Here is a 26,416-nt window from a genome sequence, read left to right on the forward strand (position 1 = left end):
AGGTTCCATGACGGAAGGGGTACGCCAACAGCTACGCCGTTAGGTGGTATTCCCGACGCTCATACAATCTGGAGAGACTCATGCAACGCATTGCCGTTATCGGTGGTGGTATCACCGGCATTACCAGCGCCTACGCCCTGGCCAAACGTGGCTATCAGGTCACCGTGTTTGAAAAACATCGTTACGCCGCCATGGAGACCTCGTTCGCCAACGGTGGTCAGCTCTCGGCCTCGAATGCCGAAGTGTGGAACCACTGGCCCACCGTGATCAAGGGCATGCGCTGGATGCTCCGAAACGACGCCCCGCTGCTGGTCAACCCTCGCCCCAGCTGGCACAAGCTCAGTTGGTTTGGCGAATTTATCGCCTCGATTCCCCGCTACTCTGAGAACACTACCGAGACCGCGCGGCTGGCGATTGCGGCACGCGAGCATCTGTTTCAGTGGGCGCAGGAAGAGCAAATCGATTTTGATTTAAAGCAGAAAGGCATTCTGCATATTTACCGCGATAAAGCGGGCTATGACCACGCCGCCAAGGTCTCACAACTGCTCAGCAAAGGCGGCCTGGAACGCCGGGCAGTCACCCCTGATGAGATGCGCACCATTGAGCCGACGCTGGCGGGCAACTACTACGGTGGTTTCTTTACTGAAAGCGATGCCACGGGCGATATTCATAAGTTTACCCACGGCCTGGCTCAAGCCGCCGAGCGCCGCGGCGTAACGCTTAAATATGGCCACAGCGTGCAGGATCTAGGCGCGGACGAAAAGCACACCTGGGTCACCGCCACCATTGAAGGCGAGGCTGACGGTGAACCGGTACGTGAAACATTCGATAGTGTGGTGGTCTGCGCCGGGGTGGGCAGCCGCGCCCTGGCTGCCAAACTGGGTGACCGGGTCAATATCTACCCGGTCAAAGGCTACTCGATCACCGTGCAGCTCGATGACGCCGCCTCTCAGCAGGCCTCGCCTACTGTGAGCCTGCTGGATGATGAAACCAAATTGGTGACCAGCCGCCTAGGCGATGAACGCTTTCGCATCGCGGGGACCGCCGAATTCAACGGCTTCAATCGCGATATTCGCGACAACCGTATCCGCCCGCTAATCCGCTGGGTGGAAGAGTGCTTCCCCGGCGTCAGCACCCGGCGCGTAGTGCCCTGGGCAGGGCTACGCCCGATGCTTCCCAACATGCTGCCTAAGGTCGGCCCCGGCAAATTACCCACCGTGTTCTACAACACCGGCCACGGCCACCTGGGCTGGACGCTCTCTGCGATTACCGCCGATATGCTGGCGGATGCGGTGCAAGCGGCGGAAGAAGCATCGGCACCAGCGAGAGCATCACACTCAGTGTGACGTGCTGGAATAAATCAGGAGGGGGCATTCCCTCCTTTTTAATTAAACGGCGGGTGCTTTGGCAATAATGCGCTTGGCTGCCTCACTGCGGGCAAGGTTGGCATGGGCGGGGGCAATGGTACACAGGCTGGCAGCCTGGGCTTGAATCGCGCTCACCACTTTTTTGTGTTGGTGACCGATATTGGTATTCGCTAATTGACTACTAAAATCCAAATACGACTGTCCTGCATAATCCCATACCCGGCACCCTTGAGCGCACGCGATAACCATTGGATCTAAACTGCCTTGCTGTGCCCAGGAGTGGAACACATACTGACGGTCCAGGCTGTGTACATAGCGGTTATCCGCATCCTGTTGGGTTGAGTAAGAAGCGGCAAGATTGGCATTCATAACAAGCACCCTGTTTAATCCATAAGGAAATAGCGTGCTTGCCAGCCTAGTGAGTTCGACCCATTAAGCTGTAGGGCCAATCATCACGTACCCAGGGGACAGATGCGATGTCACACCGGCTATTGCCAACTGGCTCTAAAGGCTTGAGTCAGCGTTGCTTACAGTGAACACTGTTGTTTTAAATGTGTTTATAAACATGGAGATATTATAATGCCTAGCGTACTTATCACAGGAGCAACCTCAGGGTTTGGTAAAGCGGCAGCACAGCGCTTCGCCAAAGCAGGCTGGTCGTTGATCCTCACCGGCCGCCGCCAGGAACGCTTAGATGCACTGGAAAAAGAGCTAAGCCAGCAGGTTCCAGTACTTACACTGGCACTGGATGTCCGCGACAGCGACGCTGTGACTGACACTATTAGCAACCTGCCGGAAAGCTTTCTGCCGCTGACGTGCCTGATTAACAATGCTGGATTAGCATTAGCGCCGGAGCCAGCGCAAAAAGTCGCGCTGCAGGATTGGCACACCATGATCGATACCAACATCACCGGGTTGGTCAACGTCACCCACGCGGCATTGCCGCTACTGCTCAAAAACAGCGAAGGTGCGAGCATTCTTAATTTAGGCTCAGTCGCAGGCCAGTGGCCGTATCCGGGCGGGCATGTGTATGGGGCGTCAAAAGCGTTTGTTCAGCAGTTTAGTTATAACCTGCGCTGCGACCTGCTAGGAACGGGTGTCCGCGTGACCGATCTTGCCCCCGGCATGGCAGAAACCGAGTTTACGCTGGTAAGAACCAAGGGCAATCAGGCCGCGTCAGACGCACTTTATAAAGGAACAACGCCACTTCAAGCGGAAGATATTGCCGAGCAACTTTTCTACCTAGCGACACTGCCCGCCCATATCAATATTAATCGGTTGGAAATAATGCCGGTGCGGCAAGCGTGGTCAGCATTTGCCATTGACCGCGACCCGGCTTAAGCCTGCTTCGCTGAAGACAATAAGCCGCCTGTTGATACCCGATCACGCCCTTTATTTTTAGCGAGATAAAGGGCGTTATCGACTCGCTTCATGACGCTTTTAACCGATTCTTGCGAATGAACCTCTACCACCCCAAAGCTTGCCGTGACGCTGCTTTGAAGCGGAAAAGCGGTATGTTTGATAGCGCCTCGGATTTTGTCGGCAAGCCGTACAGCCTGTTCAAGCGAGGTTTCAGGGGCTAAAAGCATAAACTCCTCACCGCCCCAGCGCGCGCAGCAGTCTGCTTTACGCAAATTACGCTTCAGCAGATCGGCAAGCTCCATTAGTACTTGGTCACCGACATCGTGCCCATAGTTATCATTGATATCTTTAAAGTAATCAAGATCAAGCATGATTAAGGAGAGAGGGCGTGAGTAGCGGTGCTGTCGGTTGAACTCATTTTTAAGCACCATATCGAACTGCGATCGATTAACCAATCCAGTCAGCATATCGGTCGTTGCTAACCGCTCAAGCTGAGCCTCTTTTTCCATCTGCTCAGTAACATCGCGCTGGGTTAATACCAGCGTAAACTGCCCATTATGGCATGTCCCCATCGCCGTAATGCGCCACTCAACATGACGGCGTTTGCCATCATGATGGCGGGATACTTCGCGACCACTGATGCCTTCAAAAGCACCGTGAGCACTGTCTTTTAGCGGGTGGAGTGCTTCATGCAGCTGTGCGAAAATCTGGCGGTTAGCAGCTTCCTGCTGCACAACCACGGGGGGAGCACCCAGCCACGCTTCGCGGCTGCCACCCCATAAACGCTGGTAGTCAGTATTGACATCGACGATGCGAACCCCTGGCGAGCCTTCCTGAACGCTCAGGATCGCCACCGCATGGCCAGCCTGTTCGCCGTCTGCATCCGATCCTGGATGCGAATAGTGCTGGTACATTCTATTTACTCATCCCTGTGAAATAGTCGTGCGGTCATATGGCTGAACATAGCAGCCATATTGTTAGGCATCAGCACCATTGCCATATCTATGCGGGTACTCACCTCTGCCACCGCGAGATTTCACGCCATATTTAACACCAAAGTTACTCTTATGATATTATTCATTACAATTCATTAACATAACGTAGGCTATGTCTCTCCAAAAAACAAATGCCGATAGGGTCTTTTGTTCAGAACATGCTTTTCAGCAATGGCTGCACCATAGCAGGCATTTACCGCCAGCCTAGCGCCGCTGCTCCAATACGCCAATCACTTCAGGCACCGCCAGCGAACTGTCGTCGATTGATGTATAAAGCGCATGAACGGCACCGGCAACTCCACGCTCTACTCCCAGCTCATTGGTCATGGTGTGATAGTAACCGAGATCCTTGCTGGCATTGGCAACCGTAAATCTGAAACCCGAAGGGTCATTTTCAGCAATGTAAGGGCGTAACCGCTCAAGCACCACCCCGCCCCCACCGCCGGCCCCAAGCACCTCTAGTAAGGCGGTATCACTTATCCCCGCTTTGCGAGAAGCAGCCGTGGCTTCGGCGAGTACCGCAGAAAAGCCTAACGAGACAAAGTTATGCAGCAACTTGAGGGTGTGCCCTGCGCCTACATCCCCCGCATGGGCTATATTTTCGGCAAACCCTTGCAGCAGAGGCAGCGTTTCATCGAACAGTGGCTTCGGTGCACCGACAATCAAGTTGAGCCGCCCTTCCGCCGCTTCTTTCGGCGTGCGCGTCATTGCCGCATCCATAAAGCGTCCGCCCGCCTCTGTGACTCGGGCAGCGACTTTTTCTGTCGAACTAGGTAGAGCAGTGGAGCAATCCACCACAATACTGCCAGGAGTTAGCCCTTCTAATACGCCGTTGGGTTCAAACAGCACGGCTTCTACTTGAGGTGAGCCGGTAACACACAGAATGACCACCTCTGCGCGCTGTGCCACTTCCCGACCTGAGCTCAGCGCGGTGGCGCCAGCGACCACTAGATCATCCACTGGCTGATTACCTGGGTGTTCAAGAAAACATACCTGATGGCCTGCACGTAACAGGCTACTGGCGATCCCATGGCCCATCAGACCAACGCCGACGATGCCTACCTGGCGAGTTGTTGTCATTATGATGACTCCTTTTACTTGGTTACTGTCCTAGCCGTGTTTGATAGCGACGGTCTTGATTCGAGTATAGCTCCGCAAGCCTTCAAAGCCCTTTTCCCGGCCGTGCCCGGAGCGCCCAATGCCACCAAAAGGTAGTTCAACACCACCGGCGGCGCCGTAATTATTGATGAACACCTGGCCACTGCGAATACCTTTGGCCAAGCGCAGCTGACGTCCGCCGTCACGCGTCCAGATACCGGCACACAGGCCAAAATCGGTGGCATTAGCGAGTGCTAGCGCTTCGGCTTCGTCCTCAAACACCTGCACCACCAGTACCGGGCCAAACAGCTCTTCGCGCAGTACTTCATGCCCATCAGGAATATCGGTCAGCAGTTGAGGGAGTACAAAGTGACCACCACCCGGTGCGCTCGGCGCTAGCTCGCCTATGGCCGCAACGCGAATGCCATCGGCTTTGGCCGCCGCCAACCGTTCTTCCAGTTTGGCTTTTTGGCGCGCATTGATCAGCGGCCCACAGTCGGCGTCGGCTTCACCCGCATCACAGCGCAAAGCAGCAAAGCGCTCACACAGATTGGCCACCACGCTATCGGCGATTTCACGCTGCACCAGCAGGCGGCTACCCGCTGAACAGGTCTGACCAGCATTTTGGATAATCCCGCGCACCACGGCAGGCAGCGCTTCCTCTAAATCCGCATCGGCAAACACTAGCTGAGGCGATTTCCCCCCTAGCTCCAACGTGACCGGCACATGGTGCTGGGCGGCCGCTTGGGCGACATGGGTACCAGTCTCAGGTGAGCCGGTGAAGGAGAGATGATCAATTAGGGGATGGGCGGCAAGCGCTGCGCCTGCTTCATAACCAAAGCCTGGCACAACGTTGAGTGCTCCCGCCGGAAGCCCATTACTTACAGCCAGTTCTGCCAAGCGCAGCACGCTTAAACAGGCATCTTCGGCGGGCTTAAGCACCACACAGTTACCTGCCGCCAGCGCGGCAGCCACGCAGCGCCCGAATATCTGAGAAGGATAATTCCAGGGAATAATCTGCGCACATACGCCGTAAGGCTCGCGCAGGGTCATGACCGTGAAGTCGGTCTCAAAGGGAATGGTTTCACCGTGAAGCTTGTCCGCCGCACCGCCATAAAAGCGGAAGTAGCGAGCACAGGCGGATATATCCCCTTTGGCTTGCGTCATCGGCTTACCGGTATCGGCACACTCGAGCTGTGCTAGCTGTTCATGATGCGCCTCAATCACATCGGCAAAACGCAGCAGCCATTCGCTACGCTGCCGGGCTGACCAGCGAGCCCACTCGCCTAACTGGCCGGAAAATGCCTGACGCGCTGCCTGCACGGCGGCATCGACCTCTTCCATCTGGCTACGCGCAATACGCGCTAAAGGGTCACCCGTGGCGGGGGCTTCTACCTGTAGCGTAGCGGCGGTCGTTACCCACTCTCCACCAATCAACGCCTGCTGTGGCGGTAAGGTCATTGAATGCGACATTAAATACTCCTTTTATTGTCGTTGTTTTTGCTCACTGTACATAACGACTTACTAACCATAGAAGATGTTTACCAACCCCATGGAAATCCACGGCATATAGGTAATCGCCATGAGGCAGGCCAGCACCACCAGCACAAAGCGCACCAGCCAGGGCAGCATCTGATCAATCGATATTTTGGCGACCGCACAGGCAGCAAACAGGTTCACGCCCAACGGCGGGGTGATCATGCCCAGAGCCAGATTAACCACCATGACCAGGCCAAAATGGACGGGATGAATACCGAACTGAATAGCGATCGGCGTTAAGATGGGCGCCAGCACCAAAATAGCGGCGGAAGTTTCAATAAACATGCCGACGACTAACAGCAACGCATTGACCACCAGCAGAAACATCAGCGGGTCATTGATGGTGCTGGTGACAAGAGTGGCAATTTGCGCAGGCAGCCCCGTTCGGCTGAGCAGAAAGCTAAAGAGCGAGGCGGCGGCGATAATCAGCATGACCGCAGCGGTAGAGACAACGCTCTGGCGCATAATTGGCCAGAGGTCGTCGACTTTTAGTTCCCGGTAGTAGAAACCACCCACGATCAGCGCAAAAAACACGGCCACGGCGGAGGCCTCCGTCGGGGTAAATACCCCACCATAGATACCCCCAATCACGACCACCGGCATCAGCATCGCAACCCAGGCACGCTTCACCGAGACCATAAAACCGGTGCTGTCTTTATAGTCGTCTTTTCCGTAGCCCCGCACTTTGCAGAACAGGTAGAGAAAGAGGATCAGAGCACAGCCAATCAGTATGCCGGGGCCAATGCCCGCTAGAAACAGCTGTCCGATAGAGGTATCGGTACTCACGCCGTAAAGGATCAAGGGAATCGAGGGTGGGATCAGCACCCCAAGCTCTGCTGAGGAAGCCTGTATGGAGGCAGCCAGCGGCTTGGGATAACCATGCTTGACCATGGCGGGAATCAAGATAGCCCCGATCGCAAACGTAGTGGCCACGCTGGAACCGGACACCGCCGCAAACATCATGCAGGTCAGTACGCAGGACATGGCCAGCCCGCCCTGCACCCGGCCAACGATGGATTTTGCCAGGTCCACCAAGCGCTGGGAGATGCCCCCCGCGGCCATCAGATTTCCGGCGAGGATAAAAAAAGGAATCGCCATTAGCGGAAATTTATCGATACCGATAAACATCTGCTGAGGCACCAGCAGCAGTGGCAGACGCGTGAAGAATTCAATGCCGATAATCGAGGCCAGGATTATCGAAATCGCAATCGGCACCCCGAAGGTAAACAGAATGATCAGCGACAGGCCGATAACCATGTTCATGGCTGTACCTCCCGCTCTGATCGCGGCGCACCCTGGGATGCTTCAGCCTCCGGCACGATCTCGCTATTTTCAGGGCCCACCTTTTCCCGGCCAGCAAGCTGCGCGAGCAGCCTCGCCACCACGGCCACAATGGCAAAGCTAGAGCCCGTCGGAATCGCTGCATACGCCCACGCCATCGAGATGTTCATTCCTGACATGGTTTGATTGCTCACCCGCATGGTCATTTGAATGCCATAGTGAATCAGCACCACCAACACCAGCAGGCAGCACACCACAATGGCAACTTCCAGTAGTCTCAGAAAGCGCGCGGGCACTAGCTTATAAACGACCTCTACCGCCATCATATAACCGCCCCTGAAGGTGGCGGCAGCGGCCAGAAACACACACCAGATCATAGCCGCTCGGGAAGCCACTTCCGTCCAGGTCGAAGGCGCATTGAAGACAAATCGGGTGAGCACCTGATAAAAACTGAGCGTCACCGAGATCGCCAGCATCGCCACGGCAAGCAGCATAGCGAGCCGGGTTAACTGGCGCTCAAAACGAAGAAAGACCGCTAGCATAAGAAGTCACCATGCCAAAGCGGCCTCCGAGATGCCGGAGGCCGAGGTAGGGAAGCGCTTGTCAGGGTTACTTAACAACCGCTGGCTGTTTCCTGAACACGCTCAAGCATTTCAGTGCCGTATTCCGAGGTAAATATCTCATAGGCAGGCTGTACCGCTTCCTGGAAGGGGGCGATATCGATATCGATTTTTACCGTCATGCCATTCTCTTCCAGCAGCGCTACCCCTTCACGCTCTAGGCGCGAAACTTCTTCCCGGGTTGCCTGAGCAGAGGCCGCAGCGGCCTCCATAAACCAACCACGCTCCTCATCACTTAAACCGTCCAGCAGAATGGGTGACCCCAGCACGATGGCCGGTGAGTAGACATGCCCGGTGAGCGAGAGGTAGTCCTGCACTTCCCAGAAGTTGGTGGCGACGATAACGGTAATAGGGTTTTCCTGACCATCGACAGTGCCCTGCTGAAGCGCGGTGAACAGCTCAGGGAACGCCATCGGTGTTGGGCGGGCACCCATCTGGCGGAACGCTTCCTGGTGTACCGCGTTCTCCATGGTGCGTACGCGCAAGCCCTCGGCATCCGCGGGCGTGGCGATCTCGCGTTGGCTATTGGTTAGGTGGCGAAACCCATTTTCAGACCACGCCAAACCCACCAAGTCGTGCTCGCCCATTTTTTCCAACAGCTCATCGCCCAGTTCGCTATCCAACACGCAGCGAGCCTGGTCGTAGTTTTCAAACAGGAACGGCAGGTCGAGCACATAGCTTTCCGGTACAAAGTTACCCAGCGGACCAGTGGAGGTAATCACCACGTCGACCGTGCCGATCTGCAGGCCTTCGATCATCTCCCGTTCGCCGCCCAGCGACCCAGAAGTGTGCTCGGTAACCGTGAACTCGCCATCGGATAATCGCTCCAGCGTCTCTTTAAACGCATCAGCACCTACCGAGTAGTGCGAGGTCGAGGAGAGTGTATGGCCAAGGTTCACTTCCGTTGCGGCGTGGGCCTGAAGTGCCATACCGGCGGTTGCGATCCCACTGATTGCCGCTACCAGGACATGGCGTTTAAATGCCAGTTTCACATGTTGTTTAGTCATTGTAGTGCCCTCTTTTATTGTTGTGAGGGTGGTCATTGAGGCAACTTACCCGATCGCGGGGGTCGCCCAGGCAGTTTCCTACCGTTACGGATAGGAGAGGAAGTCACGGCTGTTCAGAAACGAACGCATCAATGATCTGCTTGAAGTTGTCATCGCCGACAAAGCCAAGCTGCTTGGCTTTCGTGGTTTCAAACCGGGCGGGCCAACTTGCCACAATGGCTTCAATGCGTGGGTCGGGTTCATGACGTACCAGTGAAAGCGCTTTTTCTCCCGCGACGTCACCCAGCGCTTTAAGCATTTGGGCCACCGTGACGGTGATGCCCGGCAGCATAAAGGCTCTAAAAGGCGCCAGCGCCTCACTTGGCACCTCAGCACCATGGATTAGCGCATCCACCACCTTGCCTGGCGACATCACAAACACCGGAAACTCAACGGGCACCGGGCAAACCGCCTCTTCGCCATTGAGCGGCTCACGCAGAATGCTGGAAGCAAAGCTGGAGGCCGCGGCGTTCGGTCGGCCAGGACGAATCACAATGGTCGGCAGGCGCAGCACTAGGCCGTCGATAAGCCCACGGCGGCTGTAATCGTTGATGAGCAGCTCACACATGGCTTTTTGGGCGCCGTAGGAATTTTGCGGATGGAGTGCCGTCATATCATCCAACACTTCCGGCAGCTCACCGCCGTATGCCGCCACGGAGCTGGCCATAATCAAGCGAGTATCGGTCAGTGACTGCTTCCGGCAGCCTTCCAACAGCGCCCGCGTGGCATCGAAATTAACCCGCATACCGAGTTCCAAATCGGCTTCTGCGGCAGAGCTCACTACCGCCGCGAGGTGATAAATAACGTCAGGGCGTTGTTCCAGTACGCTATCCAGTGCGCCGGACTCGGTAATATCCAGCGCCCTTGATGTCACAGTGACGTTTCCCGAATCAGGCAAAGGTGCTTCTATCTGATCAATTAGCGTTAGCCTAGTAATCGGCTGCTGGCGAAGCTCACCTCTAGTCAGCAGCTGTTGCACTAACCGTTGGCCTAGAAAGCCTGCCGCACCGGTAATGGCTATATGCATCGTTTTCTCCTATGCACTGTTGTTATTGTTTGCGTTTTTCTCGTTTGTTATTTGGCCTGGCGAATATCAGTGAGTGGTTAACCCCCAAGCTTCGCCCCACCCTAGCCCCGCACGGGTTTCTGCCTTGGGGCGATACTCACAGCCGATCCAGCCGGAGTAGCCCAGCGCACTCAATCGCTCAAAAATGGCGGGGTAGTGCACTTCTCCAACATTCGGCTCGTGGCGCTCGGGCACACCTGCCACTTGGATATGGCCGATGGCGCTGAACTGGCGTTCAAGGTGGCGAATCAAATCGCCATCCATGATCTGGCAGTGGTAGAGATCAAACTGTAACTTGAGATTTTCCGCCCCCACTTCTTCCAGCACTGCCATGGCTTGCGCTTGGCGAGACAGGAAAAATCCCGGCATATCGCGGGTATTGATGGGTTCGATGAGTACCTCTCGACCGGCTTTTGCCGCCTCACCCGCCGCAAAACGCAAATTGCGAACATAGGTCGCCTGATGCTCAGCTTTCGTCGCAGCATCGGCACCTTCAGGTAACAGGCCCGCCATGGCATGCACGCGGGGGCAGTTGAGCGCCTCGGCATAACGCAGAGCCTCTACCACCGAGTCACGAAACTCCCCTTCTCGACCAGGCAGGCTTGCCAGCCCCCGTTCTCCGTCATCCCAATCTCCTGGCGGCAGGTTGAACAGCACCTGTTCCAACTGCGTTTCCTGCAGCGCATGGCGCAACTCTTCCGGAGAAAACGCATAGGGAAATAGATATTCGACACCTTTAAAGCCCGCGTCCGCAGCGGCAGCAAAGCGATCGATAAAGGCGTGCTCGTTAAACAGCATGCTGAGGTTGGCGGCTAATCGAATCATCGTGGTGCTCTTGTTGTTAAGTACGCTATTAAATTTGTAGTTAATCCCGTGGAAAGCGCGCTTCTAACTCGGCTACCTGCTCGGGCGTTAACCCCCGAGGGTTCTCGCCTCGCAACAGTAGATAGAGCTTGGCGGTCTCTTCCAGCTCTTCGGTGGCGTACACCGCCGCCTCAAGATTTTTCCCCGCTACCACCGGGCCGTGGTTGGCCAACAGTACCGCGCTATGCTTGCCCGCTAAGCCCCGCACTGCATCGCCCAGTTTTGGGTCGCCGGGCATGTGGTAAGGCACCAGCGGTAGCTTGCCCACCCGCATCACGTAATAGGCGGTCAGCGGCGGAATGCAGTCGCAGGGATCGACTTCCGGCAAGCAGGAGACCGCCACCGAATGGGTAGAGTGCAGATGTACGATAGCGCCGGACTGCGGGCGCTCTTCGTACATCGCCATATGTAGAAACTGCTCTTTGGTGGGCTTATCGCCACTCAACAGTTGGCCGTTGTTATCCAAATGGGAAATGCACGCCGGGTCTAACCTTCCCAAACAGGCGTTGGTCGGTGTCATCAGCCAGCCGCCATCGTCCAGCCGTACGCTGATATTGCCGCTAGAGCCCATGGTCAGGCCGCGGTCAAACAACGATTTGCCCAGGGTACTGATCTGCTCCCGCAAGCTGTTCTGGGGATGGCGATGCAAGTGGATGCTCATGCCAGCACCTCAAACGCCCGGGCAAAGAAATCGACGCCGCCGAAGTTACCGGACTTCAGCGCCAACGACAGCGGCGCATCGCGACCGGCTAGCGGGGCTTGGGTCCAGGGCACGCCGGGGTCGATCTGCTCGCCGATGCGCAGGGTGGTAATGCCCAGCGCCGAGACCACCGCGCCAGAGGTTTCGCCCCCGGCAACCAGTAATCGCCCTACGCCTTCGTTAACCAGAGTGACCGCCAGCTGGCTCAAGGCTTCTTCCACGAGCTGCCCGGCACGCGCGGCCCCTAACGCTTGCTGTGCCGCGGCTACGTTGGTTGGCTCTGCCGAGGCGTAAATCAGTACCGGCGCCTGTTCAGATAACCGCTGCCGAGCAAACGCCAGCGCCTGTGTCTGCTGTTGTTCGCCTTCCGACAGCGATAAAGGCTCCAGGGCAAAGCCACCATCAGGGTGCTTGGCCAGAAAATCCGCCACCTGGGCCAGTGTGGCGCGGGAACAACTACCGGAAAGCACCAACGCCCCGCCCGAGGCAGGCGATAAACGTCCCGGTTCAGTAATGGTGGCTAACCAGCCCTGGGCACGGTACTGGGCAGGCAATGCCTGCCCCAGGCCCGAGCCGCCGGTGACCAAGGGCATTAACACTGTCGCTTCGGCCAGCACGTCCAGATCCTGCTCATCCAGGGAATCACAGATCACATGGCGAACGTCTTGTGCTTCCAGCGCCGATAAATGAGCACGGGTGGCCGTTGATCCTTGGGCAAGCACTGCGCGGTTGGCCAACCCCACCGGGTGCGGCGTTTGGCGGGCAAGCACGCGCACTAAGTCCGCATCCTGCATAGGGTTCAATGGGTGGTGCTGCATGCCGCTGTCGTTGAGCAAGCGATCACCCACAAACAGATGGCCCTGGTAGACCGTACGGCCGTTAATCGGGAAGGCGGGCACCATCACCGTTTGGGAAGCGCCCAATGCTTCCAACAACGCATCCGCCACCGGGCCGATATTGCCCTGGTCAGTGGAGTCAAAGGTGGAGCAGTACTTAAAAAACAGCTGGCGGGCACCCTGCTTTTGCAGCCAATCTAACGCAGCGAGCGAATCATTAACTGCTTCCTCTACCGGGCAGGAGCGTGATTTAAGCGCCACCACCACCGCATCAATTTCTTGCAGATCAATCTCTTCTTGCGGCACGCCAATCACCTGCAGGCAGCGCATGCCGCCGCGCACCAGGTTATTAGCAAGGTCGGTGGCCCCGGTGAAGTCGTCGGCGATGGCGCCTAATACAATGTTCGATCCCATACCCATTTTTATCAGGCTCCCTGGGCATCGTTGGCGGCTTCCGGCAAGGCGATGCCGGAGAGCCGCTGATACACCTTGATCACCGCTGAATCATCTTCGCGGCCAAAGCCTGCACCGCTGGCAGCGGTAAACTGCTGCAGTGCACTGGACGCCACCGGCGTTGCCAACGCCAGCTCGCGGCCGGTTTGATGCACGATGTTGAGATCCTTGACGAAGATATCCACCGCGGAAAGCGGTGTGTAATCACCACTCAGAATGTGCGGCACGCGGTTCTCGAACATCCAGGAATTACCCGCCGAGTGGGTAATGACGTCATAAATCACCTCGGGGTCGAGGCCCATACGAATCCCCAGCGCCATGGCTTCGGCGGCGGTGGCAATATGCACGCCAGCCAGCAGTTGATTGACCAGCTTCATACTGGAGCCCACCCCGGGGGCATCGCCAAGGCGATAGACCTTGGCGGCCATGGCATCAAGCACTCCCTGCGAATACGTGAAGGTTTCTGGTGCGCCGGAGGCCATGACCGATAGCTCACCGCTTTTGGCTTTCGCCGCGCCGCCGCTAATCGGCGCATCCAGCATCATTAAACCCTGTCCCGACAAGCGCTCACCTAGCTGTTTGGCTTGACTGGGCGCCACCGTGGCGCACTGCATAATAAGACTGCCCGGTGCCAATTGGCTGACCACGCCCTGCTCTCCGAACAACACCTGCTCAACCTGTAAGCCGTTAACCACAACCACCAACACAATATGGCAGTGAGCAAGCTCGGCAGGTGTTGCAACACTTCTGCCCCCTGCCGCCACGAAGGCATCGCGAGCGTCTGCAGAAATATCGCAGCCCGTGACGTTAAACCCGTGTTGGAGCAATACGGTAGCAGTGCCCATGCCCATGGCACCCAGGCCAATAACGCCTACTTGAAGTGATTGTTGATCGTGTTGACTCACCTGCCGACACCTCGCTTTGTTGAAAGTGTTGTTGTTTTTGTTGCTATCGTCGCGGCGCTGTTCTCCTAATCCTAGCCCGTTGCTGAAAGGCAAATGGTAGCGCTGTCATGATAGCGCTACCATTTGTTTTAGATTATTCTCTGCGTAACGACAAGCTGAACATTAGGGCCCTGCGACCAATGTCTAAAGACTCACCTAACGCTGACTCGCGCGCCAAAAATGTGACAACGCCTGCCCTGCCTAACAACGCTAGGCAGCGACGAAGCTCAGACCAAGTCACGCTCAGCCAAGTGGCACAAGCGGCTGGGGTATCGCCGATCACAGCATCGCGGGCACTGAACTATCCCGATAAAGTTAGCGATAGCGCACGGCGCAGTGTTCTTCAGGCCGTGGAGAACTTGGGGTACGTACCCAACTTGGTTGCCGGTAGCCTGGCTTCTGCCCGCTCACGACTGATAGCGGTGATTGTGCCGTCACTGATCAATAGCGTGTTTGTGGAGGTCATCAAGGGGCTGCAGGAAACGCTGGAAGCCGAGGGCTACCAGATACTGCTGGGTAACACCGACTACGATCTAGACCGTGAGTATCAGTTGGTGCGCACGTTTTTAGGCTGGTCATGTTCGGCGCTGGTCACGGCAGGGCTGCGCCATAACTCGGCGTGCCATACGTTGCTGGCGAACTGGGATCACCCCATCATGGAAGTCATGGAACTGGGTCAGGGCATGGATTTAAATGTCGGGCTGGATCACGTGGCCGCCGGCCGCTGTATGGCTACCCACCTGATCGACCAAGGTTACCGCCATATTGTTTATGTGGGCGCACGGCTAGCTCAGGATTACCGCGCCAGCATGCGCTTTGATGGACATAAAGCGGTGCTAAAGGAGAAAGGGATCGATGCCCCGCTACTGGAACTAGACACCCTGGGCAGCCTGCAAGCGGGCGCGGAAGGACTGGCCCAAGTGCTCGCGCAATATCCCCATACCCAGGCCATTCACTTTGCCAACGACGACCTAGCGGTAGGCGCCCTGCTGGCTGCTCAGCGCCAAGGGCTAAACGTGCCCGAGGATATCGCCATTGCCGGGTTTAACGGCCTGCCGCTTGGACAGCACGTGACGCCTCAGCTCACGACCATTCTCTCTCCCAGAGAAGAAATGGGCCGCCTCGCCGCCAAGGAGCTTATCCGGCGACTAGGCGGCAAAAACGTCTACCGCCGCCAGCACGATGTGGGGTTTACGCTTCAAATCGGCGGCAGTACTTAGGCTCAAGCACGATAGACAGCGCTGGAGCCAGACAGATGATCATATATCGATGTAATTAAAATATGGACTCACCCCTCCCGAAAGGCCTCCACCACCCGCTCGGCCAACACTTCGCTGGCATCGCCACTGCCAGGCCGTTTAACCAGCGCTACCTGATAATCACCCAATGAGGGTAGCGATTCGTTAGTGAGACGCTTGAGCGGGGGGCGAATCAAGCTTTTCGGAAACGGTGAAATGGCCAGATCTGCCAACATAGCGGCTTCCTGCCCGGCACAGTGGTCGCAGGAGTAGGCAATTCGGTAATTCATCCCGGCGCTATCCAGTGCTTGGAGTGCAATTCTACGCCATGCACACCCCTGTTGAGCCAGTGTCACCGGTAGCGGCGAACGTTGTACGGCAACACCATCTTCACGGCCCGCCCATACCAGCGGTTCGCTATGCACGATCTCGCCACGCGTCGCCTGCCCAGGTTCGCCAGCCATCACCAGGGCCAAGTCAAGTTCAGCCTCATCCAATCTAGCGAGCAGCTCGACACTGCGGCCAACGATGACATCGACCTGCACGGCCGGATGTGAGCGCGCAAACTGGGCCAGTACGGTGGGCAGTACACGCCCAACAACGTCATCGGTAATGCCAAGCCCTACACGCCCTTCCAGTGTCGGCGCCAAGAATTGTGTCACCGCCTCTGCATTGAGTTTCAGTAGCCGTCGGCCATAACCAAGCAGCACTTCCCCCTCTGCCGTCAGGCGCACGTGGCGCGCTTCGCGTACAAATAGCGTCTGTCCCAGTGTCTCTTCCAGGCGTTTGATCTGCATGCTCAGTGCGGAAGGGGTCCGAAACAGCTGCTGGGCAGCGCGAGTGAAGCTGCCACGTTCCGCAATCGTTACAAAGCTGCGTAGCACTTCACTATCCAGTAGCGGCAAGGCAGCCCGGCTGCTCACCACATTCGTTAGCTGATTCATCACGCCACCTTTCAGAAAAACTTAAGGCATAGTGTAGTTCTTTTCGTTTGATTGATCCAAGGCTGTGCACCAAGCTAATTATCAGAGGTCGCGACCCTCCTTCTTAACAACGACAGATAGCACCTAACCAGCAGACGCGCAGGCGCCGTGGCTGGATAGCAGGTGTATGATGGAGGTGTGCAATGAATCACGACAACCCTACCCAACATGCTGAGTATGCTTGGCAGCAAGCCAGCCAACTAACTCCGCCGCCTAAACCGCCCCGGCTGGAATTTTATATGCCAGCGATGCCGTCGCTGACCTTGATCCACAGGCTTGAAATGCGCTGGTGGCACTACCGGCGTCGGCAGCTTTTTCGCCGCCATGTAGTGCCTCTATTGGCCTACGATGACCACGTACTACAGGATATTGGTCATTGCCGTGAAAATATTCACTGGGCCAATCAGCTGCCCCTGAGCGTCGATGCTGTGCAAGCGTTAGAGGAAAAAGCCAACATTGGCGTTAAAACTTAACTTATATATATTTATCGCCCCTACATTCCTTGCTAGCTTTAAACCGTCGCATGGATTTGCGACGGTTTATCTTTTTATCAGCATGGAGCAAATCATGATTATTAAAAACGCTAACGAGCTTTTCGTTCGGCTACTTTCTGAGACAAATAGCGCAGAAAAGCAAATGACCCGCGCGCTGCCCAAAATGGCACGTGCCGCAGATGACCCCAAGCTGGTCGATGCTTTTAAACATCACCTTGATGAAACCCAAGGACAGGTAGAAAGACTAGAGCAAGTCGCTGATAGCGTGCCTGATATCCGTATCAAACGGCTGAAGTGTTACGCCATGGAGAGCTTGATAGAGGAAGCGCAGGAACTGATTGAAGCGACCGAAAAAGGCGCTGTACGTGATGCTGGCCTGATTGGTGCTGCACAAAAAGTAGAACACTATGAAATCGCCACCTATGGCACGCTGTGTTCTCTTGCAGAACAGTTAGGTTATACCGAAGCTAAAAACATCCTGGCCGAAACGCTGAAGGAAGAAAAATCCGCGGATGATAAGTTGAATATGTTAGCGAAAGAGAACGTTAACAAGAAAGCTGGTTAACTTTTTATAAAATGCTTTTATAAAGTGTTTTTATAGGGTGGGCTTAATTAATCAAGCCCACCCTTTCCCGCTCGTTTTAGCAATTGGCACTATTGGCTAAGCGCTAGTGCTATCACTACATTATGCATTAGCAACTTAATAGCTTTTACACTCCCACCGGGCCGCCGTCACGCTTCTGTATCACCACGGTCGCTGCGCGGGGGCGCACTTGACCACTGGCGGCAACCGTAGCGTCTTGCACCAGCGCGCTAGCATCGGCTGGCCAATTGCCCGGATGCTGAATGTTGATAAACAGCGCGGTTTTATCAGGTGTGGCAAAGATACCGGTCACTTCGCAGCCGTTCGGCCCCACCGCAAAACGTTTGAGCTGCTGCTGGTTGCTACTGTTAATGACGGGTCCGGTGCCTTGAATATCATCGAGACCGTTAGGCACGACCGCAAGCAACTGGTCGTTGGTGTACTCGGTGATACCTTCATAGCCGTTATCCGTCTGGATCCAGAGAATACCCTGCCCATCGCCGCGCTCGTCGAACCATAGCCCGTCGGGGCTGGCAAACTGGTTCATTTCCGTCAGGCCAGAGTGGTTATCCGCATCATCGGTCGCCGCACCAAACACGAAAACCTCCCAGGTAAAGGCATTCGGCAGACGACTTTCACGCCAGCGGATGATGTGTCCCGCCTCATTATTGGCACGTGGATTGGCCGCGTTGGTCGGTGCCAGATCGTAACCGACGCCATTCTGCTCAAGACGCTCGCCGTCGTTCGTGTACGTCGGCGTGGAGTCCTCAGCGGTGCGCTGGCTATTATTGGTTAGCGTGAGATAGACATCGCCTGAGGCAGGGTCAACAGAGGCCCACTCAGGACGATCCATCGGTGTGGCGCCCAACAAATCCGCCGCGTCACAGGTATTGATGATAATGCCTGCTTGATCATCGCTGGCAAGCCCCAGCGCCGCGGCCAATGTGCGGCCATCACGCGTTTGAGCACTGGGTGTTAGCGGCAGCCATTCACCGCTGCCATCAGCATGGAAACGCGCCACGAACAGCGTGCCGTTGTCCAGGTATTTGCTGCCGATGACAAGACGGTCATACGCTTCGCCGGGGCGATTGGCATCGGCGGGATCCCAGGCAGCGTCGGAGACGTATTTATACACATACTCGTTGCGGGCATCGTGTCCCGAGTAGTAGACCACCGGCTGACCGGCTTCCAGCTTGCCTAACCAGCATCCCTCATGGCGGAAACGCCCAAGCGCTGTCCGCTTGACGGCCCGCACTCCGCTATAGGGATCAACCTCCACCTGATAGCCGAAGGTGCGTGCCTCGTTGCGATAATCATTCTCCGCCCGCTCGCCACGTGGGGTGATATCAAAGCGTGCGAACTCACCACTCTCCTCGGAGGCATCGCCTGCGGAGGTATCCCAACCGTAGCGGCTCTTGTCCGTTGGGATGCCGATACGAGCGTCGTCCTGAAAGCGTTCGCCACGATTGACGAAGATATCGGGCCAGTTCTCTTCACAGGCAATATAGGTTCCCCAGGGGGTTACCCCATTACCGCAATTATTGTTCGTGCCGCGGGTTTGCATGCCTGTCGGAGAGAACTGTGTCTTGACGTAGTCACTGCCAGCCACGGGCCCGGAAAGCTCCATCACCGTTGCGCTGGTGAAGCGGCGGTTATAGCGCGACCCCGGCACATGCGACCATTGGCCATTGGCGTCTTTTTCGACTTCGACAAGCGTGACACCGTGAGCGTTGATCTCGGTGCGCGACTCATCTGCTGGACGCTGGCCCGCGTCGGCATTGGTGGGGCCGCCCTGAGGTGCCCATAGTGCGGCTTGGTCGATATATTCGTTATTGAGAGCCAGTATAAATCGACGTGAAGCGTTATCAGCATCTAAGGCAAAACCGGCCATGCCGTCATGATGCATACCGACACTTTCCGCCTGTTGCTCAGGCGTCATGGTCTGGTCGGCCTGCCACGCATCGCCTGTGCTCAATGGTGTGCCCCAAGGCACCAACACCTGAGCCACATAGCCTTCCGGCACCACAATCGCGTCAGTGAGCGAACCGTGCACCGCTTCAAAGGCGAGCGTCAGAGGTGTTTTCTGCGCACCATTGGAAGCCAACGCCTGGGCAGCGCCACCAAAACTGAGCATCGAGGCAGCAGCGACTCCCAAACCGCCGCGCATCACATCACGGCGGGATACGTGCCGTGCCAGCACCTCGGCGAAGGGTTGATTGCTGCTGCGGTTAAACAGGCGATGATCTTCGATCTCTTTACTCATGGTGGCCTCCCCTGATCGTTTGTTAGCCAACGATTAAACGTTAGGAGACACTAAAGGAGCTAAATGACAGGACGATGACGGAGTGTCTGCATTTATATGAAGACTCACTACCTGCATGGCGAAGCCGTGATATAAGACCATACTTATTAACACATAATGCAATGCACTGAGTAACAGCAAGCCAATCGGGAGCAAGGATGAGACTGATCAGCATCATATGGGTGGCGTTGGCGGCTATTAGTTTCAGCCTGGGGCTGGTGGGTATTTTTTTACCGCTAATGCCCACCACTATTTTTATGCTGATCGCAGTTTACTGTGCCTCAAAGGGCTCGCCTCGTTTCGAGGCCTGGATCCGCTCCCGTGATTATGTCGGCCCATTGCTGATCACCTGGGAGCAAGAGCGCGCCATTCCCCGGCGTGCCAAGCTCGCAGCCGTCAGCATGATCGCATTGAGTGCGCTGATCGTGGTCTGGTCACTCGGCCAGGGCTGGCTGCGCTGGGGTGTGGTCGCCTTACTGGTAATGATCGCGCTGTGGTTAGCTACCCGGCCAGAGCCCTCTTCTTCGTCTTAACGCATCACTAAATCGGCACCTTATGGGTCGAGACCACTTCCCGCAGCCCCCAATGGTCACGAGCAAATACTGCGTATCGCCCGCGATACGGCTAAGCTAGTGGGGATGAAAGGCTCAACTAGGCGGTATTCCAGCTTCTGAAGCCTGTCACTACTCTCTGCTATCTTTGTCACTGCCATCCTCGTCCCTACCTTCCTCGCCCTTGCCGCATATCAGAACTCAACGCCTCCAGGGCGCAGAAAATGCCGTGCAAAAAAGCCGGGATGGCTTTCAACCAAGCCTGCCGATAAGATCCATGGTGAGCCATCACGAGCTTTCAAGTGGTTGTGTTAAAAATGAGTGTTTATAAGGATGGACTCTATGCGCGATGAGGAAAAATATACCAATACCGAGGAGCAACTGCTGTATCTTCAAAAGTTGTTAGACGAAGAAGATACCGATGCCCTCAACGAGCTATTTCAAGAGCTCGATATATTAGCGATTGCGCGCACGCTTGAGTCGTTCCCCGCTAAAACCCGTGATTTACTTTGGGATTACATTCCAGACGATGTGCTTGGTGAAGTCCTAGCAGAAGTCGATGAGGATATTCGCGCTGACTATATTGAGGATCTTTCTGCCAGCGATGTTGAACAGATTGTCAGAGGCTTGGATGCCCAGGAAGTCGCCGAGGTTCTTGATGTCGCCGACGAAGAGATCAAAACCACCGTCTATGCCAGCTTGGACCAAGAGATACGCGCCCAGGTTGAGAACCTTCATGCCTATGAAGATGATGTGGTGGGTCGATACATGGACCCCGAGACGGTCAATGTAAAACAAGGCGTGTCATTAGAGGCTGTACAACGCTATATCCGGATTCATCACCTGCTCGATGATGAATCACAGCAAATCATGATTACAGACAAGGATAAACGCCTACTCGGCACCCTGAGCCTGATTGATTTAATCAAACAACCACAAGAAGCCGTGGTTGATGATTATATGGATGATTTTTTCACCCTAAACGATCAAATGAAAGTGAGTGACGCCGCTGCATTATTGCGCTCTAAAGAACTCCACTTTGTGCCAGTGTGCGATAGCGATGGGTTATTGGTCGGCCAGCTAAACGCTGCCGACGTATTAGAAATCACCCAAGACGATGCTGACATGACGTTGAAACACATGTCAGGCGTTAGCGACGAAGAAGAAGTGTTTACCCCCATTGCGCGCAGCGCGAAAAGTCGCGGTATTTGGCTGGGTATTAATCTGCTGACCGCCTTTTTGGCGGCCTTTGTGATTGGGCAGTTTGAAGCCGTACTGGATCAAATCGTCGCGCTCGCCATTCTCATGCCCGTAGTCGCTAGCATGGGCGGAATTGCCGGAAGCCAGACCCTGACAGTAGTGATACGCGGTTTGGCGCTCGGGCAGCTTGCCGGTAACAATAAACGCTGGCTGTATAATAAAGAGCTATGGGTGGGGATGAGTAATGGCCTGGTGTGGGCCCTGGTGGTCGGCGGTATTTCCTACCTGTGGTTTAGCGACCTGTTGATTACTCTGGTCATTACCCTGGCGATTTTCATCAATATGAGCCTCGCCAACCTATCCGGCGTCCTCATTCCCCTGGTTTTGAAACGGCTACAGATTGACCCTGCCCTCTCCGGCGCGGTAATTCTCACCACGGTCACGGATGTGGTGGGCTTTCTATCGTTCTTGGGGCTCGCGACGCTGATTATTTTGTGATCAAAGCCATTGAATGGTGCAAGCGGCGTCGCCACTCACTTCGCCCGCTAACGTTTATCTAATGCTATGCTGATGAGCCCCGCTAATGCGGGGCTTTTTTTGTGGTTCACTTTTTTGAATATCCTGAGGCGTTCATGCTCCCCGACTATACCGTGATTGCTTGGCTGTTAATCGTATTTTCCGTTTACTTGACCGGCGTATCAAAAGGCGGCTTTGCGGGTGGCTTCGGCACGCTTTCAGTGCCCTTGATGGCGCTGGCGATTAGCCCGACCCAAGCAGCCGGATTACTGTTGCCGCTATTGCTGGTGATGGATGTGTTTGCGGTAAAAGCGTGGTGGGGTAAACACGATAGCGCGGAAGTGTGGCGCTTTGTGCCAGGGTTATTCATTGGCGTCACGGTGGGAACGCTGCTGTTTGGCAGCCTGAGTGAGCAAGGAGTGCGGCTGGTGCTGGGCCTTCTCTCGGTAGTGTTTGCGGCCTATATGTTGCTGAAACCCGTGGCCAAGAAACCTATCTCTTCCCGATGGGCGCTACCTGCCGCCAGCGTTTGCGGGTTCACTAGTTTTATTGCCCATGCAGGCGCACCGCCGATGAATATGTACTTGATGCCGCGCAAGCTCTCCAAAGAGACCTTTATTGCCACCTGCACGGTGACCTACGCAGTCGTGAACTCCATCAAACTGGGGCCTTATGTGTGGTTAGGCGAGGTCAACACGACCAGCGCCTGGGCCTCGCTGCTGCTGGTACCCGTTGCTTGGATCGGTGTACGTAACGGTCTTTGGCTGCAGAGCCGCGTCAATGAAAAGCTGTTTTATCGACTAGTGATTTTAGCGATGTTTTTAGTTGGTTTTAATTTGATTTATCAGGCTATTTAGTGGATGCGCGGGAAAGACGGCTTAGTTGCTGGTTTTTCGCCCGCCAGTCTAAGCGCCGCCACCCTTCAACGCTAGCCACCTCGGCCAATACCGGGTCGGGGTTGACCGCCACCGGGCAATCCACGTACTGCAGCAGCGGAAGGTCGTTGCGGGAATCAGAGTAAAACGTGGTGTGGCTGGGGGTGATCTGCTGCTCGACCAGCCACTGCTTCAGGCGCAGCACTTTGCCGCCGCGATAGGAAAAAACACCTTCACTACCACCGGTATAGCGCGCGTCTTCATTGATGCCATGTTCGATGCTCAGCTCTACCGCCAGCACGTGTTCAATCCCTAGAGCAGCCGCAATGGGCTGAACCAAATGCCGCGCAGATGCAGAAATCAGCAGCAGGGTATCGCCTGCTTGGCGATGCCCTTCCAGGCAGGCCCAGGCCTGAGTGAAGATACGCGGCTGAAGGTGCGTGGCGACAAACCGCTCGACCTCTTTTTGCACATCCGTTACCCGGCGCCCGCGCAGCGGCGCCAGGGTCATGGCTAGATACTCTTCGAGCTTTAGCTTGCCCGCGTGATAAGCCCGCTGCATCTGCTCGGCACGCGCCATGAAGGTCTCGGCATCGCTGATCCAACCTTGCTCTATCATCCATAAATTCCAGCGGTCGCTGCAGTCTCCATCCAGGAGGGTGTCATCAAGATCAAACAGGGCCAGGCGCATGGGGGGCACTCCTTTCATCGCGGGTTGGCGGCGCGTAGGATATGCCAAAGGTGATGACAGGACGATGACGCTGACGGCGATATCGCGTGGCTACTTGCTCAACCACGCTGCGGCAAACTCATTGGCTGGTAACGGTCGACCGAACCAGTAGCCCTGGGCTTCATTACAGCCCATGTCGGCCAGCAGGCGGGCCTGCGCTGGGGTCTCTACCCCTTCTGCCACCGTTTTCATCTCTAGCGCTTTCGCCATGGCAATGATGGTCTGCACAATGGTGCGGTCATGGTGGTTATCGAGCATTTCGCGCACAAAAGAGATATCGATCTTCAAGGCATCGGCGGCGAAACGGCGTAGATAGGAGAGCGATGAATACCCCGTGCCAAAGTCGTCGATGGAGAGCGCATAGCCCGCTTGCCGCATGGTGTGGGTAATCTCCACCGCCTGGTCGGGGTCGCGCATAAAATCGCTTTCGGTGAGTTCCAGCGCAATCGCGCTCGGGGAAATACCCGCCGTGAGGTGCGCGATGTGGTGGGTAAGCTGTGGGTCGGCGAACTGCTGAGCGGAAATGTTGATCGACAACCTGCCGGGTAGTGGCTTGGCGCACTGTTGGCGCCATGCCATCAGTTGCCTGGCAGACTCTTCCAGCACCCAATCGCCCAGGGCACGAATCAGGCCACGCTCTTCGGCCAAAGGAATAAACTCCCCGGGACTGACCCACCCCCACTCCGTGTCATGCCAGCGGCAGAGAGCCTCAGCGCCTGTCAGCTGCCCACTGGCAAGGTCCACCTGGGGCTGAAAATAGAGTGCCAGTTTGTTTTCACTGATAGCCACGCTGAGCCGCTCGCTCATCCGTTGACGGCGCTGGAGCGCGTGATGCATCGCTTGGGTATAGGGGCAGGTGCTGTTGTCGCGGCGTTTGGCGTGGTGAAGCGCAATACTAGTGGCATTGAACAGCTCACTCGCTTGTGACACATCTTGGGGGTAACGGGCATAACCGATGCTGACATCAAGGTTAAACACACGGCGCTCCAGCTGCAGCGGCTGTGTTACGGCTGAGCGCAACTGCTCGACGAGAGCATTTATGTTTCTGATATCAGCGTCGGCCACCAGCATGGCAAACTCATCGCCAGATAAACGCGCCAATGGGCCATAGGCGTGGCTGATCTTCTGCAAGCGGTCCGCGACTGACACCAGTAGTTGATCACCTACTTGGTGGCCATGCAGGTCATTCACTTCTTTAAAGCGACGAATATCCAGCAGCAGCAGCGAAAGCCCCTGCCCAGTATGATGGGCCTCTTGCCACATCTGCGCTAACAGCTCCATGAAGCGGGTACGGTTAGGTAGCCCAGTAGTGCTGTCCGTGTAGGCCAACTGATGCATATGGCGGTGGTCCCGGCGGCGTTCAAGCTCTGCCGCGGCGCCAGTAGAAAGGATTTGCAACACTGAGGTGGCGAACGCATTAGTCGTCAGCGGTTGGCGGTAAAACACCATCATCACGCCAATGGCTTCGCCGTTGGCGTTATCTAAGCGGCGACCAATCCACGCCCTGACCGGTAGCTGCGTGCCCGCTAATAGCAGCGGCGGGCCGTCATGCATCACCGCTTCACGCTCCAGCACCACCTGCTCGCTAGGCGACCCGCGCAGTGCGAAAGCGTGCTGCTCACGCTGTTCGCCACTGACCACCATACTGACCGTGGTTGCCTGGCCATAGACTTCTTCCTCGCCCTGAGGGGAGGTATGCAGTAATGCAATGAAGCCTGCGTCGGCTTCCAGCACCTCGACCAGCGTGGCAATCAGCTGCTGAAAATAACCGTCACCCACCCGCGTAGTGACCGTCGAAGCAACCTGAAGCACGGCGTTTTGTACCCGTTGCGACTCTTGCTGATCGGTCACATCCGAGATAAAGCCTTCCAGGCAAACGATCTCACCGTCAGGACCCATGACCGCCTGGCCCTGCTCCCACATCCAGCGACTCTCCCCGTCGCGATGCTTCAACCGATACACCACCCGGTAAGGCCGCTTGTTGGCAACGGCCAACTGCACCTCTTCGAAGAGTTTTTCCTGATCATCGGGATGAATCAACGCGGCGAAGCTGGTCACCCGGTTACCTTGCAACTCATCCGGACGGTACCCGGTCAGTGCCTCGGCCCCTTGGCTTACCACCTGCATGGTCCAGTCACGGTCATTGAAGCAACGGTAGGCCATGCCAGGCAGGTGATTCAGCAGCGTATCCAGGCGTCGCTCACTCTCCCGTGCGACTTCTTCGCTTGCTCTTAATGCCTGCTCTGCCTTTTGGCGACCTAGCTCCGCGCCGGCCTGAGCGGCGGCAATTTGCAAAATTTCATTGGCTAGCTCATCCAACTGCATAGGGGAGTTCTTAAGCACCGCCAGCAGGCCAATCAGCGCGCCATCGGCAGCGTAGAGGGGGCGCCCCATATAACTCTCGGCGCCGAGCTTGCAGAGCAGCTTATCGTCTGGAAAGAGCAATTGAACATCACACGCATACAGGCAGGAACCGCGCCCTAGCGCAGTTTCGCAAGGGGTGCCGGACAGCGAGTAGGTGATATTGCCAAGCAGACCGCCATTGGACCAGACCGCTAACGTCTTAGCCTGATGCAACTGGGTTACATCGGCCATCAATACATGATCAACGCCCAGTAAGGCTGCCAAGCGCTCTACCAGCGTGGCGTAAAAGTGAGAGCTCCCACTGTGACCCATGCCTTCGGCCAACTGTCGAAATATCTCTGTAGCGTCATTCCTCGTGCGCATGGGTGGAGCCACCTATTCCCGCTTTTTCTGTAGCTTAGCGCGAAGC

The 26,416-nt window shown here is 56.1% G+C and carries 24 protein-coding genes; 8 read left to right on the top strand and 16 right to left on the bottom strand.

All coding sequences use genetic code 11. The annotated features are described in order from the left end of the window. Positions 1 to 80: 80 nt before the first annotated feature. Positions 81 to 1,346, top strand: coding sequence for a D-amino acid dehydrogenase (locus HUO07_RS13725; RefSeq protein ID WP_176304053.1), 1,266 nt, complete (start codon positions 81 to 83; stop codon positions 1,344 to 1,346). Between the two features lie 42 nt (positions 1,347 to 1,388). Here HUO07_RS13725 and HUO07_RS13730 read toward each other — a convergent pair whose 3' ends face one another. Beyond that, complete coding sequence (locus HUO07_RS13730) at positions 1,389 to 1,736, bottom strand: aminotransferase class III-fold pyridoxal phosphate-dependent enzyme (RefSeq protein WP_246286648.1); 348 nt, start codon at positions 1,734 to 1,736, stop codon at positions 1,389 to 1,391. A 210-nt stretch (positions 1,737 to 1,946) separates the two neighbouring features. On the opposite strand from HUO07_RS13730, the gene HUO07_RS13735 reads away from it, so the two are divergent. Beyond that, complete coding sequence (locus tag HUO07_RS13735) at positions 1,947 to 2,708, top strand: SDR family NAD(P)-dependent oxidoreductase (protein ID WP_008959273.1); 762 nt, start codon at positions 1,947 to 1,949, stop codon at positions 2,706 to 2,708. Here the strand turns inward: HUO07_RS13735 and HUO07_RS13740 are convergent. From HUO07_RS13740 to ltnD, 11 genes are all read right to left on the bottom strand, one after another. After that, positions 2,705 to 3,643, bottom strand: coding sequence for a sensor domain-containing diguanylate cyclase (locus tag HUO07_RS13740; protein ID WP_176304054.1), 939 nt, complete (start codon positions 3,641 to 3,643; stop codon positions 2,705 to 2,707). The genes HUO07_RS13735 and HUO07_RS13740 overlap by 4 nt on opposite strands. A gap of 285 nt (positions 3,644 to 3,928) precedes the next feature. Then, positions 3,929 to 4,804, bottom strand: coding sequence for an NAD(P)-dependent oxidoreductase (locus HUO07_RS13745; protein WP_176304055.1), 876 nt, complete (start codon positions 4,802 to 4,804; stop codon positions 3,929 to 3,931). A gap of 30 nt (positions 4,805 to 4,834) precedes the next feature. Next, the gene (locus HUO07_RS13750) at positions 4,835 to 6,295 is read right to left on the bottom strand and encodes an aldehyde dehydrogenase family protein (protein WP_176304056.1); all 1,461 of its coding nucleotides are present in this window, start codon (positions 6,293 to 6,295) and stop codon (positions 4,835 to 4,837) included. 51 nt (positions 6,296 to 6,346) lie between these two features. Then, positions 6,347 to 7,624 (bottom strand): TRAP transporter large permease, encoded by a 1,278-nt coding sequence (locus tag HUO07_RS13755; protein WP_176304057.1) that lies wholly within the window; start codon positions 7,622 to 7,624, stop codon positions 6,347 to 6,349. Beyond that, the gene (locus tag HUO07_RS13760) at positions 7,621 to 8,184 is read right to left on the bottom strand and encodes a TRAP transporter small permease (protein WP_176304058.1); all 564 of its coding nucleotides are present in this window, start codon (positions 8,182 to 8,184) and stop codon (positions 7,621 to 7,623) included. The genes HUO07_RS13755 and HUO07_RS13760 overlap by 4 nt, the downstream gene beginning before the upstream one ends. A 71-nt stretch (positions 8,185 to 8,255) precedes the next feature. After that, positions 8,256 to 9,269 carry a TRAP transporter substrate-binding protein gene (locus HUO07_RS13765; protein WP_176304059.1) on the bottom strand — a complete coding sequence of 338 codons (1,014 nt, stop codon included), beginning with the start codon at positions 9,267 to 9,269 and terminating at the stop codon, positions 8,256 to 8,258. A gap of 103 nt (positions 9,270 to 9,372) precedes the next feature. Continuing rightward, positions 9,373 to 10,335, bottom strand: coding sequence for a D-erythronate dehydrogenase (gene denD / locus HUO07_RS13770; RefSeq protein ID WP_176304060.1), 963 nt, complete (start codon positions 10,333 to 10,335; stop codon positions 9,373 to 9,375). 66 nt (positions 10,336 to 10,401) lie between these two features. Beyond that, positions 10,402 to 11,199, bottom strand: a complete 798-nt coding sequence (otnI, locus tag HUO07_RS13775) for a 2-oxo-tetronate isomerase (protein WP_176304061.1) — start codon at positions 11,197 to 11,199, stop codon at positions 10,402 to 10,404. A gap of 40 nt (positions 11,200 to 11,239) precedes the next feature. Next, positions 11,240 to 11,899, bottom strand: coding sequence for a 3-oxo-tetronate 4-phosphate decarboxylase (gene otnC / locus HUO07_RS13780; RefSeq protein WP_176304062.1), 660 nt, complete (start codon positions 11,897 to 11,899; stop codon positions 11,240 to 11,242). Next, complete coding sequence (gene otnK / locus HUO07_RS13785; RefSeq protein WP_176304063.1) at positions 11,896 to 13,194, bottom strand: 3-oxo-tetronate kinase; 1,299 nt, start codon at positions 13,192 to 13,194, stop codon at positions 11,896 to 11,898. Before otnK ends, otnC begins: the two co-directional genes overlap by 4 nt. Before the next feature lie 5 nt (positions 13,195 to 13,199). After that, positions 13,200 to 14,132: an L-threonate dehydrogenase gene (gene ltnD, locus HUO07_RS13790; protein WP_176304064.1), complete on the bottom strand. Its 933-nt coding sequence runs from the start codon at positions 14,130 to 14,132 to the stop codon at positions 13,200 to 13,202. Between the two features lie 179 nt (positions 14,133 to 14,311). Here ltnD and HUO07_RS13795 point away from each other — a divergent pair, with 179 nt between their 5' ends. Further along, on the top strand, positions 14,312 to 15,391 hold the full coding sequence (locus HUO07_RS13795) for a LacI family DNA-binding transcriptional regulator (RefSeq protein WP_176304065.1): 1,080 nt from the start codon (positions 14,312 to 14,314) through the stop codon (positions 15,389 to 15,391). 68 nt (positions 15,392 to 15,459) lie between these two features. On the opposite strand, the gene HUO07_RS13800 is transcribed toward HUO07_RS13795, so the two are convergent. After that, entirely contained in the window at positions 15,460 to 16,353 is an 894-nt protein-coding gene (locus HUO07_RS13800; protein WP_176304066.1) for a LysR family transcriptional regulator, read from the bottom strand. A gap of 182 nt (positions 16,354 to 16,535) precedes the next feature. Here HUO07_RS13800 and HUO07_RS13805 point away from each other — a divergent pair, with 182 nt between their 5' ends. Then, on the top strand, positions 16,536 to 16,865 hold the full coding sequence (locus HUO07_RS13805) for a hypothetical protein (RefSeq protein WP_176304067.1): 330 nt from the start codon (positions 16,536 to 16,538) through the stop codon (positions 16,863 to 16,865). 94 nt (positions 16,866 to 16,959) lie between these two features. After that, positions 16,960 to 17,451: a YciE/YciF ferroxidase family protein gene (locus tag HUO07_RS13810; protein WP_176304068.1), complete on the top strand. Its 492-nt coding sequence runs from the start codon at positions 16,960 to 16,962 to the stop codon at positions 17,449 to 17,451. 145 nt (positions 17,452 to 17,596) lie between these two features. Here HUO07_RS13810 and HUO07_RS13815 read toward each other — a convergent pair whose 3' ends face one another. Continuing rightward, positions 17,597 to 19,732: a PhoX family protein gene (locus HUO07_RS13815; protein ID WP_176304069.1), complete on the bottom strand. Its 2,136-nt coding sequence runs from the start codon at positions 19,730 to 19,732 to the stop codon at positions 17,597 to 17,599. A gap of 197 nt (positions 19,733 to 19,929) precedes the next feature. On the opposite strand from HUO07_RS13815, the gene HUO07_RS13820 reads away from it, so the two are divergent. The 3 genes from HUO07_RS13820 (at position 19,930) to HUO07_RS13830 (ending at position 22,895) form a co-directional block, all read left to right on the top strand. Continuing rightward, positions 19,930 to 20,304 carry a YbaN family protein gene (locus HUO07_RS13820; protein ID WP_176304070.1) on the top strand — a complete coding sequence of 125 codons (375 nt, stop codon included), beginning with the start codon at positions 19,930 to 19,932 and terminating at the stop codon, positions 20,302 to 20,304. Between the two features lie 360 nt (positions 20,305 to 20,664). Further along, positions 20,665 to 22,020, top strand: coding sequence for a magnesium transporter (mgtE, locus tag HUO07_RS13825; RefSeq protein ID WP_176304071.1), 1,356 nt, complete (start codon positions 20,665 to 20,667; stop codon positions 22,018 to 22,020). A 134-nt stretch (positions 22,021 to 22,154) separates the two neighbouring features. Then, complete coding sequence (locus tag HUO07_RS13830) at positions 22,155 to 22,895, top strand: sulfite exporter TauE/SafE family protein (protein WP_176304123.1); 741 nt, start codon at positions 22,155 to 22,157, stop codon at positions 22,893 to 22,895. On the opposite strand, the gene HUO07_RS13835 is transcribed toward HUO07_RS13830, so the two are convergent. Both HUO07_RS13835 and HUO07_RS13840 read right to left on the bottom strand, forming a co-directional pair. Further along, positions 22,888 to 23,604, bottom strand: coding sequence for an HAD family hydrolase (locus HUO07_RS13835; protein ID WP_176304072.1), 717 nt, complete (start codon positions 23,602 to 23,604; stop codon positions 22,888 to 22,890). The two genes, HUO07_RS13830 and HUO07_RS13835, sit on opposite strands and share 8 nt — an antisense overlap. 90 nt (positions 23,605 to 23,694) lie before the next feature. Further along, entirely contained in the window at positions 23,695 to 26,370 is a 2,676-nt protein-coding gene (locus tag HUO07_RS13840) for a bifunctional diguanylate cyclase/phosphodiesterase (RefSeq protein WP_176304073.1), read from the bottom strand. Positions 26,371 to 26,416: the final 46 nt, after the last annotated feature.

The sequence above is a fragment of the Vreelandella maris genome, from assembly GCF_013371085.1.
Taxonomy (GTDB): Bacteria; Pseudomonadota; Gammaproteobacteria; order Pseudomonadales; family Halomonadaceae; genus Vreelandella; species Vreelandella maris.